14 protein-coding genes are annotated in these 16,579 nt (G+C 53.6%); 13 read left to right on the plus strand and 1 reads right to left on the minus strand.

The annotated features are described in order from the left end of the window. Positions 1 to 389: 389 nt before the first annotated feature. The 6 genes from JG725_RS13415 (at position 390) to def (ending at position 7,804) form a co-directional block, all read left to right on the plus strand. Positions 390 to 2,195 carry a long-chain fatty acid--CoA ligase gene (locus JG725_RS13415; protein ID WP_199378493.1) on the plus strand — a complete coding sequence of 602 codons (1,806 nt, stop codon included), beginning with the start codon at positions 390 to 392 and terminating at the stop codon, positions 2,193 to 2,195. 268 nt (positions 2,196 to 2,463) lie between these two features. Continuing rightward, on the plus strand, positions 2,464 to 4,182 hold the full coding sequence (gene ilvI, locus JG725_RS13420) for an acetolactate synthase 3 large subunit (RefSeq protein ID WP_199378427.1): 1,719 nt from the start codon (positions 2,464 to 2,466) through the stop codon (positions 4,180 to 4,182). A 2-nt stretch (positions 4,183 to 4,184) separates the two neighbouring features. Beyond that, positions 4,185 to 4,676, plus strand: coding sequence for an acetolactate synthase small subunit (gene ilvN / locus JG725_RS13425; protein WP_172290856.1), 492 nt, complete (start codon positions 4,185 to 4,187; stop codon positions 4,674 to 4,676). 263 nt (positions 4,677 to 4,939) lie between these two features. After that, positions 4,940 to 5,944 (plus strand): catabolite repressor/activator, encoded by a 1,005-nt coding sequence (gene cra / locus JG725_RS13430; protein ID WP_172290731.1) that lies wholly within the window; start codon positions 4,940 to 4,942, stop codon positions 5,942 to 5,944. 98 nt (positions 5,945 to 6,042) lie between these two features. Continuing rightward, a complete protein-coding gene (locus tag JG725_RS13435) occupies positions 6,043 to 7,296 on the plus strand; it encodes a DUF2075 domain-containing protein (RefSeq protein WP_199378429.1) in 1,254 nt (417 codons plus the stop codon). Beyond that, the gene (gene def, locus JG725_RS13440) at positions 7,283 to 7,804 is read left to right on the plus strand and encodes a peptide deformylase (RefSeq protein WP_172290729.1); all 522 of its coding nucleotides are present in this window, start codon (positions 7,283 to 7,285) and stop codon (positions 7,802 to 7,804) included. Before JG725_RS13435 ends, def begins: the two co-directional genes overlap by 14 nt. Before the next feature lie 23 nt (positions 7,805 to 7,827). On the opposite strand, the gene JG725_RS13445 is transcribed toward def, so the two are convergent. Then, positions 7,828 to 8,271 (minus strand): L-alanine exporter AlaE, encoded by a 444-nt coding sequence (locus tag JG725_RS13445; RefSeq protein WP_172290728.1) that lies wholly within the window; start codon positions 8,269 to 8,271, stop codon positions 7,828 to 7,830. A gap of 891 nt (positions 8,272 to 9,162) precedes the next feature. Here JG725_RS13445 and mraZ point away from each other — a divergent pair. The 7 genes from mraZ to mraY are packed head-to-tail and all read left to right on the plus strand — an operon-like array spanning position 9,163 to position 16,577. After that, positions 9,163 to 9,621 (plus strand): division/cell wall cluster transcriptional repressor MraZ, encoded by a 459-nt coding sequence (gene mraZ, locus JG725_RS13450; protein ID WP_136166100.1) that lies wholly within the window; start codon positions 9,163 to 9,165, stop codon positions 9,619 to 9,621. Positions 9,622 to 9,623: 2 nt separating this feature from the next. After that, positions 9,624 to 10,565, plus strand: coding sequence for a 16S rRNA (cytosine(1402)-N(4))-methyltransferase RsmH (gene rsmH / locus JG725_RS13455; RefSeq protein ID WP_172290727.1), 942 nt, complete (start codon positions 9,624 to 9,626; stop codon positions 10,563 to 10,565). Continuing rightward, a complete protein-coding gene (ftsL, locus tag JG725_RS13460; RefSeq protein WP_172290726.1) occupies positions 10,562 to 10,882 on the plus strand; it encodes a cell division protein FtsL in 321 nt (106 codons plus the stop codon). Before rsmH ends, ftsL begins: the two co-directional genes overlap by 4 nt. Positions 10,883 to 10,905: 23 nt before the next feature. Continuing rightward, positions 10,906 to 12,669: a peptidoglycan glycosyltransferase FtsI gene (locus tag JG725_RS13465; RefSeq protein ID WP_172290725.1), complete on the plus strand. Its 1,764-nt coding sequence runs from the start codon at positions 10,906 to 10,908 to the stop codon at positions 12,667 to 12,669. Continuing rightward, complete coding sequence (gene murE, locus JG725_RS13470; protein WP_199378431.1) at positions 12,656 to 14,143, plus strand: UDP-N-acetylmuramoyl-L-alanyl-D-glutamate--2,6-diaminopimelate ligase; 1,488 nt, start codon at positions 12,656 to 12,658, stop codon at positions 14,141 to 14,143. The genes JG725_RS13465 and murE overlap by 14 nt, the downstream gene beginning before the upstream one ends. Then, positions 14,140 to 15,501, plus strand: a complete 1,362-nt coding sequence (murF, locus tag JG725_RS13475) for a UDP-N-acetylmuramoyl-tripeptide--D-alanyl-D-alanine ligase (RefSeq protein WP_199378433.1) — start codon at positions 14,140 to 14,142, stop codon at positions 15,499 to 15,501. Before murE ends, murF begins: the two co-directional genes overlap by 4 nt. Continuing rightward, positions 15,495 to 16,577, plus strand: a complete 1,083-nt coding sequence (gene mraY / locus JG725_RS13480) for a phospho-N-acetylmuramoyl-pentapeptide-transferase (RefSeq protein WP_172290722.1) — start codon at positions 15,495 to 15,497, stop codon at positions 16,575 to 16,577. The genes murF and mraY overlap by 7 nt, the downstream gene beginning before the upstream one ends. The last annotated feature ends 2 nt before the right edge of the window (positions 16,578 to 16,579 follow it).

Raw genomic sequence — 16,579 nt, forward strand, 5'->3', positions numbered from 1 at the left:
TATCGTATTTACTTAGCGCCCGGCGAGTAAAAAAAAACCCGCGCATTGGCGCGGGTTTTTTTGGATGGTGCGAATCAGTTCTGAATTCTGTCCACCAGCCTACCGCGCAATGTAGATGCGTTTAGTAGTAGGCCTAGTAGGAAAGAGAAGTTGAACATGATATCTCGTCATCTGAAATTGATTTGCTTTCTCTATTGGTACTTGATTAGCAGGGTTATGTCAACCCTTGATTTCAGTGTGACTGGCGTCAATTAAACCATCAACGGCCATTGCCTGGCTCAGAAAGAGTGTTGCGGTTTCCTATCATATCAGTAGACTGCGGCCAAAATAATATACAGCTGTACGCTGAAGCCCGCGGGTTAACTTTCTCTGTGAGTCGTCTTTTGCAAATGAATAATCATTTACAGCAATACCATGTAGTACACCGGATACAGCAGCAGGTTGAAGGTTGTTCGGGCCGCGCAGCGTTGCGAGAGTGGACGCCGGACGGCGAAAAGCGGCTTACCTGGTCTCAGGCGGGCAGGCGTATTCGGCGAATCGCCTGCGGTCTGTTGGCGCAGGGACTGGATGTGCAGGAGCGCGCCGCCATTTTCGCTCATAATTCGATGAACTGGTCGCTGGCCGATCTGGCGATGTTGCACCTGCGTGCGATCAGCGTCCCGATCTATGCGACCAACACGCCGGCGCAGGCCGCATTTATTATTAATGATGCCGATATTCGCACTATTTTTGTCGGCGGCCAGGCGCAGTTTGACGCGCTGCTGGCATTACGGGAAACCTGTCCTCAATTACGCAATATCATTGTTATGGATGACGGCGTGGATTTGCGCGGTTGTGATATTGCCGTGACGCTGCATGAGTTTGAAACTCAGGCGGTAGACGCGTTCTGGCAGGATGTGCTGCAAAGCCGTATCGACAGCCGCGATCTCAACGATCTGTTTACGCTGATTTATACCTCGGGCACAACGGGTGAACCTAAAGGGGTCATGCTGGATTACGCCAATATGGCGATGCAGCTTAAGCTGCACGATGAGCGCTTGAGCGTATCGGCGACGGACTCGTCGCTGTGCTTTTTGCCGTTGTCACACGTGTTTGAACGTGCCTGGAGCTTTTTCATCATGCACAGCGGGGCGCAGAATGTGTATCTCAACGATACCAATCTGGTGCGCGCGGCCATGCAGGCGGTGAAACCGACCACGATGTGCGCCGTTCCGCGTTTCTATGAAAAAGTTTACAGCGCCATTCATGAAAAAGTGGCTCAGGCGCCCTGGTATCGCCAGCGGTTATTTCACTGGGCTATCGCGCAGGGGCAACGGGTTTTTCTGCTGCGCCGCGCCGGTAAGCGATCTGGCGCGTTGCGTCGCCTTATGCACCGCTATGCCGACCGTCTGGTGCTGGATAAATTGCGCCAGCTCCTGGGCGGACAGGTCAGATTCCTGCCCGCCGCCGGCGCCCGGCTGGATGACAATATTATCCTGTTTTTCCAGTCGATGGGGATCCGCATTGTCTATGGTTACGGCATGACCGAAACCTGCGCCACGGTGTCCTGCTGGGAAGAAGAGAATTTCCGGCTTGGCTCGATTGGCACGCCCTTACCGGAAATTGACGTGCGGATCGGCGCGGATAATGAAATTCAGGTGCGTGGCGCGACGGTGATGCGCGGTTACTTCCATCGTCCGCAGGAAACGGCTGAAGCGTTTACCGCTGATGGCTGGCTAAAAACCGGCGATGCCGGGGAGTTGGATGCCCAGGGCAATTTGTTTATTACCGAGCGGCTGAAAGATCTGATGAAAACCTCTGGCGGGAAATACATCGCGCCGCAACATCTGGAAGGCACGCTGGGACAGGATCGGTTTATTGAGCAGGTAGCGGTGATTGCCGATGCGCGCAAATACGTGTCGGCGCTGATCGTTCCCTGTTTTGACGCGCTGGAAGAGTACGCCCGCTCCGCTAATTTGAAATATCACGATCGTCTGGAACTGCTGCGTCACAGCCATATTATCGAGATGTTTGAACAGCGCCTGCGCGAAATGCAAAAAGAGCTATCCCGCGTTGAACAGGTGAAAAAGTTCACTTTGCTGTCAGCGCCGTTTTCGATGGAAGAAGGGGAGTTGACCCCAACATTGAAGCTGCGTCGTAAGGTGATTCATCAGCGTTATCAGTTGGAAATTGATGCCATGTATTCTGACTCATGATGGCGTCCGTGGCGGGAAATGGTTTTGTCTGAGGATGCGCGTTGGTTTTTAGTCTCAAGATTTCGCGCCGTAATTTATGGCTTTTGTGGAAGATACTTCAGGCGCAAAGGCCACTTTTTGGTGTTTTATCTTGGTTCTGGTTCCACCTACGATGTATTCCCCATGATAACCGTATGGCATGGTGGTTTTTTGTCGTTTGCCTGAGTCATAATCTCACGTTATGTTGATTGGTTATATTTCAAACCCTGTTGTATTAAGAGGCAAACCCATGGAGATGTTGTCAGGCGCCGAGATGGTGGTCCGATCGTTAATCGATCAGGGCGTAAAACATGTATTCGGTTATCCCGGCGGTGCGGTGCTGGATATTTACGATGCCTTGCATACGGTTGGCGGTATTGAACATATTTTGGTGCGTCATGAGCAAGGCGCCGTACATATGGCCGATGGCTATGCGCGCGCGACCGGCGAGGTCGGCGTGGTGCTGGTGACCTCCGGCCCCGGCGCGACCAACGCCATTACCGGTATCGCCACCGCTTATATGGACTCGATTCCGATGGTGGTGCTCTCCGGTCAGGTTGCGACATCGCTGATTGGTTATGATGCCTTTCAGGAATGCGACATGGTGGGAATTTCCCGGCCCATCGTCAAGCACAGCTTTCTGGTCAAACAGGCGGAAGATGTTCCGACGATACTGAAAAAAGCCTTTTATCTGGCATCCAGCGGCCGTCCCGGCCCGGTGGTGGTGGATTTACCGAAAGATGTGATGAACCCCGTCAACAAACTGCCTTATGCTTACCCCGATCATGTCAGCATGCGTTCCTATAACCCGACGGTACAGGGACACAAAGGGCAGATTCGGCGCGCGTTGCAAACGCTGCTGGCGGCGGAAAAACCGATTATCTACAGCGGCGGCGGCGTGATCAATTCAGGTTGTCATCAGCAACTGCTGGCGCTGGCGGAAAAGCTCAATCTGCCGGTAGCCAGTTCACTGATGGGATTGGGCGGCTTTCCGGGAGCGCATCGTCAATCGTTGGGAATGCTCGGCATGCATGGTACGTATGAAGCCAATATGGCGATGCATAATGCCGATGTGATTTTCGCCGTCGGCGTGCGTTTTGACGATCGCACCACCAATAATCTGGCGAAATACTGCCCTGACGCCACCGTATTGCACATTGATATCGATCCGGCTTCGATCTCCAAAACCGTGAATGCCGATATTCCGATCGTGGGCGACGCCAAACAGGTATTAACCCTGATGCTGGAGCTACTGGCGCAGGATGGCGCGCCGCAACAGTTTGATGCGTTGCGCGACTGGTGGCAGAACATCGAACAATGGCGCTCCCGTCAATGCCTGAAATACAGCACGGACGGCGACAAGATCAAGCCGCAGGCGGTAATCGAAACGCTGTATCAGTTGACTGGCGGTAATGCTTATGTCGCATCGGACGTCGGTCAGCATCAGATGTTTGCCGCGCTTTATTATCCTTTTGATTTACCGCGCCGCTGGGTCAACTCCGGCGGCCTGGGCACCATGGGATTCGGCCTGCCCGCCGCGCTGGGGATTAAGCTGGCGTTGCCGGAAGAGACCGTGATTTGCGTGACGGGCGACGGCAGTATTCAGATGAATATTCAAGAGCTTTCTACGGCGTTGCAATACAACCTGCCCATCGTGGTGGTTAACCTGAATAACCGTTTCCTCGGCATGGTCAAACAGTGGCAGGACATGATTTATTCCGGTCGCCATTCCAGTTCCTATATGGAATCGCTGCCTGATTTCGTCAAGCTGGCGGAGGCTTACGGGCATGTCGGCATTTCCATTGATACCCCCGATGAACTGGAAAGCAAGCTGGCGCAGGCGCTGGCGCAGAAAAACCGACTGGTGTTCGTGGATGTCAACATTGACAGCAGCGAGCATGTTTACCCCATGCAGATCCGTGGCGGCGGGATGGACGAAATGTGGCTAAGCAAAACGGAGAGAACCTGATCATGCGGCGGATTTTATCGGTATTACTTGAAAATGAATCAGGCGCATTGTCGCGTGTCGTCGGCCTGTTCTCGCAACGGGGCTACAACATTGAAAGTTTGACGGTCGCCCCCACTGACGATCCGACGCTGTCGCGGATGACCATTCAAACCGTCGGCGACGAAAAAGTGCTGGAGCAGATTGAGAAGCAACTGCATAAGCTGGTGGATGTGTTGCGCGTCAGCGAACTGGGGCAGGGGTCTCACGTCGAGCGCGAAATCATGCTGGTGAAACTACAGGCGACGGGCTATGGCCGTGAAGAGGTCAAACGTTGCGCTGAGATTTTCCGCGGCCAGATTGTGGATGTCACCGCCTCGCTTTACACCGTTCAGTTGGCCGGAACCAGCGATAAACTGGATGCGTTTCTTAACGCCGTGCGTGAAGTGGCGGAGATTGTGGAAGTGGCGCGTTCCGGGATCGTCGGCGTATCCCGCGGTGATAAGATCATGCGTTAAGGGTATTTTTCGCTGATTTTTGGTTTAAGAGGCCCGATAATAACGTCGGGCCTCTTAATTTTTCCGTCTATAACCTATGTATACTCTCAATCATTCGAGTTGCGGCAATGAGAGCGGCCAATGCATCTGTAACTTGAAGTATGACGAGTATGTGATAAAAGCGGTTGCCGTTCAGTCGCTTCTGCTGTTAGATCTAGTCGATATCCATGACGAGTTTATGGACATCGCTCTTTTTTATTTATCCGGCTTACTAAGGGGTTATCGTGAAACTGGATGAAATCGCGCGTCTTGCGGGTGTTTCACGCACTACCGCCAGCTATGTGATCAACGGCAAAGCCAAGCAGTATCGCGTCAGCGATAAGACCGTTGAGAAAGTCATGGCCGTGGTCAGGGAGCACAATTATCATCCCAATGCCGTCGCCGCTGGATTACGTGCCGGACGCACGCGCTCTATTGGCTTGGTTATTCCCGATTTGGAAAATACCAGCTACACGCGGATTGCCAATTATCTGGAGCGTCAGGCGCGGCAACGCGGATATCAACTGCTGATTGCCTGTTCTGAAGATCAACCGGACAACGAAATGCGCTGCATCGAACATCTGTTGCAGCGTCAGGTCGATGCGATCATCGTATCAACGGCATTACCGCCTGAGCACCCGTTTTATCAGCGTTGGGCGAGAGATGGCTTGCCTATTATCGCTCTGGATCGGGCGTTGGATCGTGAACACTTCACCAGCGTGGTGGGCGCCGATCTTGAAGATGCTGAAATGCTGGCGCAAGAACTCCGAAAAGTGCCGGCGGAATCCATTCTTTATCTGGGCGCGTTGCCGGAACTTTCCGTCAGTTTCCTGCGTGAACAGGGGTTTCGTCAGGCCTGGGCCGGCGATCCGCGGGAAGTGCATTATCTGTATGCCAATAGCTATGAGCGTGTAGCGGCGGCAGGGGTATTTGCCGAGTATCTTAAGCACCATCCTATGCCCAAAGCGCTATTCACCACCTCTTTCTCCCTTTTACAGGGCGTAATGGATGTCACGCTGAAGCAGAGCGGGCGGCTGCCGAGTAATCTGGCGATTGCCACCTTTGGCGATAATGAGCTGCTGGATTTCCTGGAATGCCCGGTTTTGTCTGTCGCTCAGCGCCATCGTGAGGTGGCTGAACGGGTGCTGGAACTGGTGCTGGCGAGTCTGGATGAACCCAACAGGCCGAAACCGGGGCTTAACCGTATTCGCCGTAACCTTTATCGCCGGGGTTCGCTCAGTCGGCGTTAACTTCTCGCTTTTATTGCGCCATATGACCGCAATGTATGGCGCCTGCTTGCAATTGAAAAGATGCAGAATCTGAATTCTTAATAAATCAGTCAGTTAACATGTCAGACATTAATCAGGCCAGCTTCAAACTATCGCCAGAAAAAAACCTTTCGCATGAACAGCATATTTTAAAGCGCAGCGTCGAGGACTTCCTGAACGCGCACGCACAGGATACCCATGCTTTCTTTGTTATCCACGGCGAAGCCGGAACCGGCAAAAGCGTTTTATTGAATAACCTATTTTGCGACCTGCAAACCCGTGCCCGCCTGCGGCCGCAGCATCCTCTTTATGGCAGCGAAAACTATTTGCTCGTCAACCATCCCGAAATGCTTAAAGCCTATAAAAATGCGACGGATAACCAGCCCGGCCTGAGAAAAAAAGATTATGAGCGGCCAACCACCTTTATCAACCGAATGGATAAACGCGGTTCAAGGGCCGATATCGTTCTGGTTGACGAAGCGCATCTGCTGCTGACCCGGCGCGATAGGTATAATCATTTTTTTCAGGATAATCATCTGGATGAGATTATTCGCCTGGCCCGTATCGTGGTATTGGTTTTTGATGAACAGCAGGTGTTGAAATTCAAGAGCCTGTGGCGTGAAAGCGATCTGTCGCGCATCATGGCCCGCTGGCCGCATGAGGTCCACGTGCTGCGCCATCAGTTCAGAATGCGGGCCGATGCGGCAACGCAACACTGGATCCGTTGTTTTTGTCAGCGCAGGCTGCTGCCTTTGCCATCAACCAATACCTCCGGCAGGGAACAGGCTTTCGACATCAGGATATTTGATGATGCGCAGGCTATGTATGAAGTAATAAAAGATAAAAACGCATCCGGCGGTCTGGCGCGAATGCTGTCAACCTATGACTATCCCTATCGGCTGGACGGGCAGGATTATTTTATTGAAGAGGGGAAATTCCGCCTGCGCTGGGATCGCTCGAAACCCACCGAGCGATTGCCCTGGGCGGAGCGCGCAGACACGATAGATGAAGTTGGTTCGGTGTACACCGTTCAGGGATTTGACCTGAACTATGTCGGCCTGATTCTGGGGCCGTCGGTGACGTGGGATGATCGCCGCGGGGAGATTGCCCTCAATCCTGCTGAATATGAAGACAGCGCGGCCTTTCAGGGGCAAGCGCAGGTGGATAACGTTGATGAGGTGAAAGAGCGCATTATGCTTAACGCCATCAATGTGCTGATGACTCGGGCCATTTATGGTCTCTACCTCTACGCGCATGATGAAAAGCTGCGCACAAAGCTTATGTCGCTACAGCAAAAGACAGGTATTAACGGAGAGAATAATGGACGCAACTGATGTGCTATGGATCGACGATCGGCGGATGAATCAGGTTTCCCGCGACGTCGAAACCATTGATGATAACGTTAAAGCGGTGGTGGCGCGTATGTTTGCCGTGATTGATGCGATGAAAGACTCGGGGCTTGCCGCGATCCAGCTTGGCATTCCGCAGCGTATTGTGGCGATCGATATGGCCGACGAACAGGGAAAACGCCAGCGTCTGGCGTTGATTAACCCGCAAATAACTCAATATTCAGAAGAGAAAACGGCGCATCTGGAACTGTGTTCTTCTATTCCTGACCACCCAATGCCGGCGGAGCGGGCAAAACGGGTGACGGTCTCCTTTTTCGATCTGGATGGCGCGAAGCAGGAAATTGAAGCGGGCGGTGAGTTGGCCGTGTGCCTACAGCACGAAATCGATCATTTGGATGGGCGATCGCTTATCGATAATCTGTCCGGCCTGAAGCGTGGTCGCCTCATGACGCAGCTTGCCAAATTGCGCCGGAAAACCCTATCCCGAGAGTGATATATATCCGAGGGTAACGGCCGTTACCCGGAGATGGCGACCCGGAATAACCGGCGGCAATATTCCAGAAAATACCCATATAGCACACCCATCGCCATTGAGATCGCCGCATTGCTGGTAACGGCGGTCAGTATTTGCGCTGAATCAGCCCCGATAGTCCAAAGAATGGCGGCATAAACCGGAGACTGAAAACTGACGTATGCCAACAGATCGGCAAGGTTGCGTGCTAAAAAGTGTCTTGGGCCATGGCGTTTGGCGAAGCTGAGTACGCGATCACGATAAATACCATAGGGCCAGGCAATGACGATGTTGACCGGAATAGACAGCAGACGCGAAGAGAAAGACTGCTCAAAACTCATGCCTGAAAGCCCGATCTCAATCACCATACCGGTAATGAAGCAGTAAATAACCAAGGCGAACGTATCCGCCGTTGCGCTGCGTAACCGTGATGTTGGGGAAAAATGCATACCCAATGACTCCGTTTTTTGTTGGCGAATAAAAATCAGAGAAAAATCTTAATGATGGTTTTTTATTTTGCTTTTGAAATTTCACGTAGTTTACATCACTGCTTTATTGATTAATAAGTAGCTAAAAATATTTATTTTTCGCAGTTTTTTCATCCTTCTCGCTACTTTATTTTTGCCAATGCATTGATTCGCTCATTTATCGCGAGGTGGGGAATAAATATGTTTATAAACAATGAGTTGGTTTTTTAGGTGCAGGCGGCCCGGCGGGCAATGAAAACATGCATATAAAGAGGGGAGTAATGCCGTAATGATAAATGACGGAATAATACCGGGGTCTTTTACATCGTCGTCAGCCGAAGGCCAAAGACGCTAATTAGTTTGTTCCAGGCAAACCGGGGTTTTTCTTTTTTTAGTAACGAACCTGGCGAGGAAGAAAACGTAAATTAAGGTAAACCGGGCGATTAATAGAGAAACGATGATGTTGTTGGTAAAACTGTGACATTGAACAAGTGTTAACAACAGCAGTATAATTGCGCCGAACGGTGAAAGCCTTGCCATGCAAGGCTTGCGGCCAGCTAAGATTATTCCGGAAACATTTATATTTAGTATCAGTCTGTGACAATAAAAATAATTCACCAACGAAAATTTATAGCTATATCTCGGGGAAATGTTATTCCGCCCGTGAATTTCTCTCAAATTTTCATGACCTTAATCTTTATTAATTATCCATCCTTATTCTTTTTTCCTTCAGGCCGACCCAAATTCATACAGAAATAATTCCAAAGCACGTCCGCTCTGGCTTGACAAGGTTTTCATACCCTCCGTACACTCTTCAATGTGGGAATTTGTGGGATAAAGTGGTGAAAAAGGTTATGGAGGGGTAACTCAGGCATGTTTCGTGGGGCTACGCTGGTTAATCTCGACAGCAAGGGGCGGCTTGCCGTACCTACCCGTTATCGGGAAACGCTGAACGAGGAATCGCAAGGTCAAATGGTTTGCACCATTGACCTTCACCAGCCATGCCTGCTGCTTTATCCCTTGCCTGAGTGGGAAATCATCGAACAGAAACTTTCTCGTCTGTCGAGTATGAACCCCGCCGAACGTCGCGTTCAGCGTTTGTTATTGGGGCATGCCAGTGAATGTCAGATGGATAACGCGGGACGTTTATTAATTGCCGGTACGTTGCGGCAACACGCAGGCCTTACAAAAGAAGTGATGCTGGTCGGGCAGTTCAACAAGTTCGAACTGTGGGATGAACAGACTTGGTATCAACAGGTCAAGGAAGATATCGACGCTGAACAATCGACTCAGGAACCGTTGTCTGAGCGGTTGCAGGACTTATCACTATAGTCATGCCGGAAAATTATAAACACACAAGCGTGTTGTTGGATGAAGCCGTTAACGGTCTGAACATCCGCAACAACGGAACCTATATAGACGGCACTTTTGGCCGTGGCGGCCACTCTCGCCTTATTCTTTCCCAATTGGGACCGGAAGGGCGTTTACTGGCGATCGATCGCGATCCTCAAGCTATCGAAGCGGCTAAAGCGATAGACGATCCCCGGTTTTCAATTATTCACGGTCCGTTCTCCGCGCTGTCCGACTACATGGCGGAACGCGAGCTTACCGGCCGCATTGACGGCGTGTTGCTGGATCTGGGGGTTTCTTCGCCGCAGCTTGACGATCCCGAGCGCGGATTTTCATTTATGCGCGACGGCCCGTTGGACATGCGTATGGATCCGACCCGTGGACTGTCCGCCGCCGAATGGTTAATGAAAGCGGAAGCGGAGGATATTGCCTGGGTCTTGAAGACCTTTGGCGAGGAGCGCTTTGCGAAGCGGATTGCCCGCGCCATTGTGGAACGCAACCGCACGGAACCGATGACACGGACCAAAGAGTTGGCGGAGCTGATTGCGGCCGCCAGCCCGATTCGTGAAAAGCATAAACATCCGGCGACGCGCAGTTTTCAAGCTATCCGAATTTATATCAACAGTGAGTTGGAAGAGATCGAACAGGCGTTGAACGGGGCGCTGAGCGTGTTGGCGCCGTATGGCCGTTTGTCGGTCATTAGCTTTCATTCGCTGGAAGACAGAATCGTGAAGCGTTTTATCCGCCATCAGAGCCGTGGCCCGCAGGTGCCGCCCGGTATGCCGCTGACGGAAGCACAATTGCGCAGTCAGGGCGGACAAACGCTTAAGTCGGTAGGAAAAATGATGCCCTCGGCGCAAGAAGTGGCGGAAAACCCGCGCGCCCGTAGTTCGGTCTTGCGGTTTGCCGAGAGATTGCCGGCATGATAGGCAACGAGCGTCACGGTCTGGTCGGTGTTATCGGCGAGGATCTGCTGCGTAATGCCAAGATCCCGATACTGCTGATGATCGCCGCCCTGGTTTCCGCGGTGTTCGTCGTAACGACGGCGCATAAAACGCGCTTGTTGACCGCGGAACGCGAACAGCTGCTGCTGGAGCGTGATGCGCTGGATATTGAATGGCGTAACCTGATTCTGGAAGAAAACTCGTTAGGGGATCATAGTCGCGTTGAGCGGATCGCGACGGAAAAACTGCAAATGGGGCATGTTGATCCGTCACAGGAAAATATTGTGGTCAAGCAATGAACTAAACAGGCATCCAATTAAGCATGAAAGCAGCTCGTACAGGAAGATTAAAACGCCAGGAAGACCAAGCCAGCTTTGTTAGCTGGCGTTTTGCGTTGCTCTGTAGCTGTATTCTGCTGGCGATGGTCGGCCTGATGGTGCGTACCGCTTATCTTCAGGTGATTAACCCCGACAAGCTGGTGCGTGAAGGCGATATGCGTTCTCTGCGCGTGCAGGAGGTGCCGACCGCTCGCGGCATGATTAGCGATCGGGCCGGGCGTCCGCTGGCGGTCAGCGTACCGGTCAACGCGGTCTGGGCCGATCCGAAAGAATTGAATGAGCATGGCGGCATCACGCTTGATACGCGCTGGAAAGCGCTCTCCGACGCGTTGGAAATCCCTCTCGATCAGATGGCGGCGAAGATTAACGCCAATCCCAAAGGCCGTTTTGTCTATCTGGCGCGTCAGGTGAACCCGGCGATTGGCGAATATATCCATAAGCTGAAGCTGCCCGGCATTAATCTGCGGCAGGAATCGCGCCGTTACTACCCCTCTGGTCAGGTCACGGCCCATTTGATGGGCTTCACCAATATCGACGGGCAGGGCATTGAAGGCGTCGAAAAAAGCTTTGACCGCTGGTTGACCGGACAGCCGGGTGAACGAACCGTGCGTAAAGATCGATTTGGCCGGGTGATCGAAGACATCTCCTCCGTTGACAGTCAAGCCGCCCACAATCTGATGCTGAGCATTGATGAACGTTTACAGGCGCTGGTTTATCGCGAACTGAGCAACGCGGTGGCGTTTAACAAAGCAGAATCCGGTACGGCGGTGCTGGTTGATGTGAATACCGGGGAAGTGCTGGCGATGGCCAATAGCCCGTCTTATAACCCCAACAATCTGGCCGGCACGCCCAAAGATATTATGCGCAACCGCGCCATCACCGATATTTTCGAACCCGGCTCTACCGTGAAACCGATGGTGGTCATGACGGCGCTGCAACGCAACGTGATAAAAGAAAACAGCGTCCTTAACACGCTGCCTTATTACGTTAACGGTCACGAAATTAAAGACGTGGCGCGTTACAACGAATTGACCCTGACCGGGATCCTCCAGAAATCGAGTAACGTCGGCGTTTCCAAACTGGCGTTAGCGATGCCGTCCTCTGCGTTGGTAGAGACTTACTCGCGTATGGGATTGGGAAAAGCGACCAATTTGGGGTTGGTCGGAGAAAGCAGTGGCATATACCCTCAAAAACAACGGTGGTCTGACATAGAGAGGGCCACCTTTTCTTTTGGCTACGGGCTGATGGTAACACCGTTACAGTTAGCGCGAGTCTACGCCACCATCGGCAGCTTTGGGATTTATCGCCCGTTGTCGATCACCCGGGTTGATCCGCCTGTCGCCGGCGAACGCGTGTTCCCCGAGGCGCTGGTGCGCACCGTGGTTCATATGATGGAAAGCGTTGCGCTGCCCGGCGGCGGCGGCACCAAAGCGGCGATCAAAGGCTACCGGATTGCGATTAAAACCGGGACGGCGAAAAAAGTCGGTCCGGACGGCAAATACATTAATAAATACATTGCCTACACGGCGGGCGTTGCGCCCGCCAGTAACCCGCGGTTTGCTCTGGTCGTGGTCATCAACGATCCGCAAGCCGGGAAATATTACGGCGGTGCGGTTTCAGCGCCGATATTTGGCGCCATTATGGGCGGGGTGTTGCGCACGATGAACGTAGAGCCAGATGCATTGCCCACCGGCGACAAAAACGAGTTTGTAATTAACAGAAAAGAGGCTTCAGGTGGCAGATCGTAATTTGCGCGAGTTATTAGCGCCGTGGGTGCAGGATGCCCCGGCGTGTGCGCTGCGGGAAATGACATTAGACAGCCGCGTCGCGGCTGCCGGGGATCTGTTTGTCGCCGTTGTCGGCCACAAAACGGATGGACGGCGCTATATTCCGCAGGCCATTGCGCAAGGTGTGGCGGCGATTATTGCCGAAGCCGAGGGCGAGGCGACCGATGGCGCCGTGCGCGAAATGCACGGTGTGCCGGTGGTTTACCTGAGTAATCTGAATCATCGTCTTTCCGCGTTGGCGGGGCGTTTTTATCAACAGCCGGCAGAGAAAGTACAACTGGTCGGCGTGACCGGCACCAACGGTAAAACAACGACCACGCAGTTACTGGCGCAGTGGAGCCAGGCGTTGGGCGAAACCAGCGCGGTAATGGGAACGGTAGGAAATGGTTTGCTGGGGCGTGTCGCGCCGACAGAGAATACCACGGGCTCGGCAATAGATGTACAGCAGGTGCTAAGGCAACTGGTTGATCAGGGGGCCACGTTTGCGGCGATGGAGGTCTCTTCCCACGGGCTGGTGCAAAACCGGGTTGCGGCATTGCCGTTCGCCGCGGCGGTATTCACCAATCTGAGCCGCGATCATCTGGATTATCATGGCGATATGGAACGCTATGAGGCCGCCAAATGGTCTCTGTTCGCCGAGCACCGCGTGGGTCAGACGATCATTAATGCCGACGACGAAGTCGGCCGCCGCTGGCTGGATAAACTGCCGGACGCCGTCGCCGTAACCATGGAAAATAATCTTATCCCCGGCTGTCGCGGTCGCTGGCTGAAAGCCACCCAGGTCGATTACCACGATAGCGGCGCCACCGTCCGTTTCGACTCAAGCTGGGGCAAGGGCGAGATTGAAAGCCGCCTGATGGGCGCGTTTAACGTTAGCAATATGTTGTTGGCGCTGGCTACGCTACTTTCCCTCGGTTATCCCTTGAGTCAATTGATTACTTCAGGTTCACAGTTGCAGCCGGTGTGCGGCAGAATGGAGGTTTTTCACGCCGCAGGCTGGCCGACGGTGGTGGTGGACTACGCTCATACCCCGGATGCGTTGGAAAAAGCCCTGGCGGCGGCGCGATTACACTGTCAGGGGCAATTGTGGTGTGTGTTTGGCTGCGGCGGCGACCGGGATAAAGGCAAGCGCCCGCTTATGGGAGGCATTGCGGAACAGCTGGCCGATCGGGTGGTGGTGACTGACGATAACCCCCGTAGCGAAGAACCACAGGCGATCATCGCGGATATCCTGACCGGACTGTTGGATGCCGGCCGCGTTCAGGTCATTCACGGCCGCGCCGAAGCCGTCACCAGCGCCATCATGCAGGCAAAAGAAAATGACGTGGTGCTGATCGCGGGTAAAGGCCACGAAGATTATCAATTGGTCGGCAATCGGCGTCTGGATTATTCGGACCGTATTACCGTCGCCCGCCTGTTGGGGGTGATCGTATGATTCGCGTTTCCCTACGGCAACTGGCTTCCGTGCTGAGCGCTCAATTGATTGGCGACAGCATTGATATCGACGCGGTGTCGACCGATACGCGCAAGCTTGCCGCCGGCTGTCTGTTTGTCGCCTTGAAAGGCGAAAAGTTCGATGCGCACGACTATGCATCAAATGCGGTAACAAACGGCGCTGCGGCGCTGCTGGTAAGTAAGCGCTTACATGTTAACGTGCCGCAACTGCTGGTGCAAGATACGCGTCTGGCGCTAGGGAAGCTGGGGGCGTGGGTAAGAGAACAGTCACCGGCGCGAGTCGTGGCGTTAACCGGATCTTCCGGCAAAACATCGGTCAAGGAAATGACGGCGGCCATTTTGCGGCAATGCGGCGAGGTGCTCTATACCTCCGGCAACTTTAACAATGACATCGGCGTGCCGCTGACCTTATTGCGTCTGACGCCGGAACACCAGTTTGCGGTGATTGAGCTGGGCGCCAACCATATCGGCGAGATTGCCTACACCACGGATCTGGCGCGTCCCGAGAGCGCATTGGTCAATAACCTGGCTGCCGCGCATCTGGAAGGGTTTGGTTCTCTGGCCGGGGTCGCGCAGGCAAAAGGGGAGATTTTTGCCGGGTTGCCTGCCGACGGTGTGGCGATTATCAATGCCGACAGTCATGACTTTCCACACTGGCAGGCGACGTTGAATCATAAAACGGTGTGGCGATTTTCACCGCAGGGCGCCGGTGATGTCGATTTTTTTGCCAGTGATATCAAGGTGCTGGATCTGGGTACGCAATTCATCCTGCATACGCCGTTCGGTCAGATAGCGGTGGAGTTGCCATTGCCCGGGTGCCATAACGTGTCGAACGCGCTGGCCGCCGCGGCGCTCGCCATGTCCGTCGGCGCGACGTTAGATGCGGTGAAAAGCGGTTTGGCGCAGCTTCAGGCCGTGCCGGGACGGCTATTCCCGATGGTTTTGGCGCCAGGCAAATTACTGCTGGACGATAGCTACAACGCCAATGTGGGTTCAATGACGGCGGCGGCGCAGGTGCTGGCCGATATGCCGGGATACCGCGTGATGGTGGTCGGAGACATGGGCGAACTGGGCGATGAAGCGCGGGAGTGTCATCGTCAGGTCGGCGAAGCCGCACGGGTGGCGGGCATCGACAAAGTATTAAGCGTGGGAACGTTAAGCGAATTGATCGGTGGGGCCAGCGGCAACGGCGAACATTTTCAGGATAAAGCGGCGTTGGTTTTACGCTTGAAGGCGCTGCTATCGGAACACAAGAGAATAAGCGTGCTCGTTAAAGGGTCGCGCAGCACTGCGATGGAGCAGGTAGTACACGCATTACAGGAGAATGCAACATGTTAGTGTGGCTGGCCGAACATCTGGTCAAACTTTATTCCGGCTTTAACGTCTTTTCCTATTTGACGTTCCGCGCCATTGTCAGCCTGCTGACCGCATTGGTGATCTCCTTATGGATGGGGCCGCATTTGATTGCCTGGCTGCAACGATTGCAGATCGGGCAGGTGGTTCGTAACGAAGGGCCGGAATCGCATTTCAGTAAACGGGGTACGCCGACCATGGGCGGCGTGATGATCCTGGCGTCGATCATTATTTCGGTACTGATGTGGGTCAATCTGTCTAACCCGTATGTCTGGTGCGTGCTGTTTGTGCTGATGGGATATGGCGTGGTCGGCTTTATTGATGACTACCGCAAAGTCGTGCGTAAAGACACCAAAGGGCTGATCGCGCGCTGGAAATATTTCTGGCAGTCGGTGATTGCGCTGGTGGTCGCCTTTGTCATGTACGCGATTGGTAAAGATACGCCGGCCACGCAACTGGTGGTGCCGTTCTTTAAGGACATTATGCCCCAGTTGGGGCTGCTCTATATCGCGCTGGCCTATTTTGTGATTGTCGGCACCAGCAATGCGGTAAACCTGACCGATGGCCTGGACGGCCTGGCGATCATGCCGACCGTCTTCGTCGCCGCCGGGTTTGCGCTGGTCGCCTGGGCCACGGGGAATATGAATTTTGCCGGTTATTTACACATTCCTTATATCCGTCATGCCAGTGAACTGGTGATTGTATGTACGGCTATCGTGGGCGCGGGACTGGGCTTTTTGTGGTTCAACACTTACCCGGCCCAGGTGTTTATGGGCGATGTGGGTTCGCTGGCGTTAGGCGGCGCGCTGGGTACTATCGCGGTGTTGCTGCGTCAGGAATTTTTGCTGGTGATTATGGGCGGCGTGTTCGTGGTGGAGACGCTGTCGGTCATTTTACAAGTAGGGTCGTTTAAGTTACGGGGTCAGCGCATTTTCCGCATGGCGCCGATTCATCATCATTACGAGCTTAAAGGGTGGCCGGAGCCGCGGGTGATTGTGCGTTTCTGGATTATTTCGCTGATGCTGGTGCTGATTGGCCTGGCAACGCTGAAGGTACGGTAAAA

It is taken from the genome of Brenneria sp. L3-3C-1, from assembly GCF_016456245.1.
Lineage (GTDB): Bacteria > Pseudomonadota > Gammaproteobacteria > Enterobacterales > Enterobacteriaceae > Brenneria.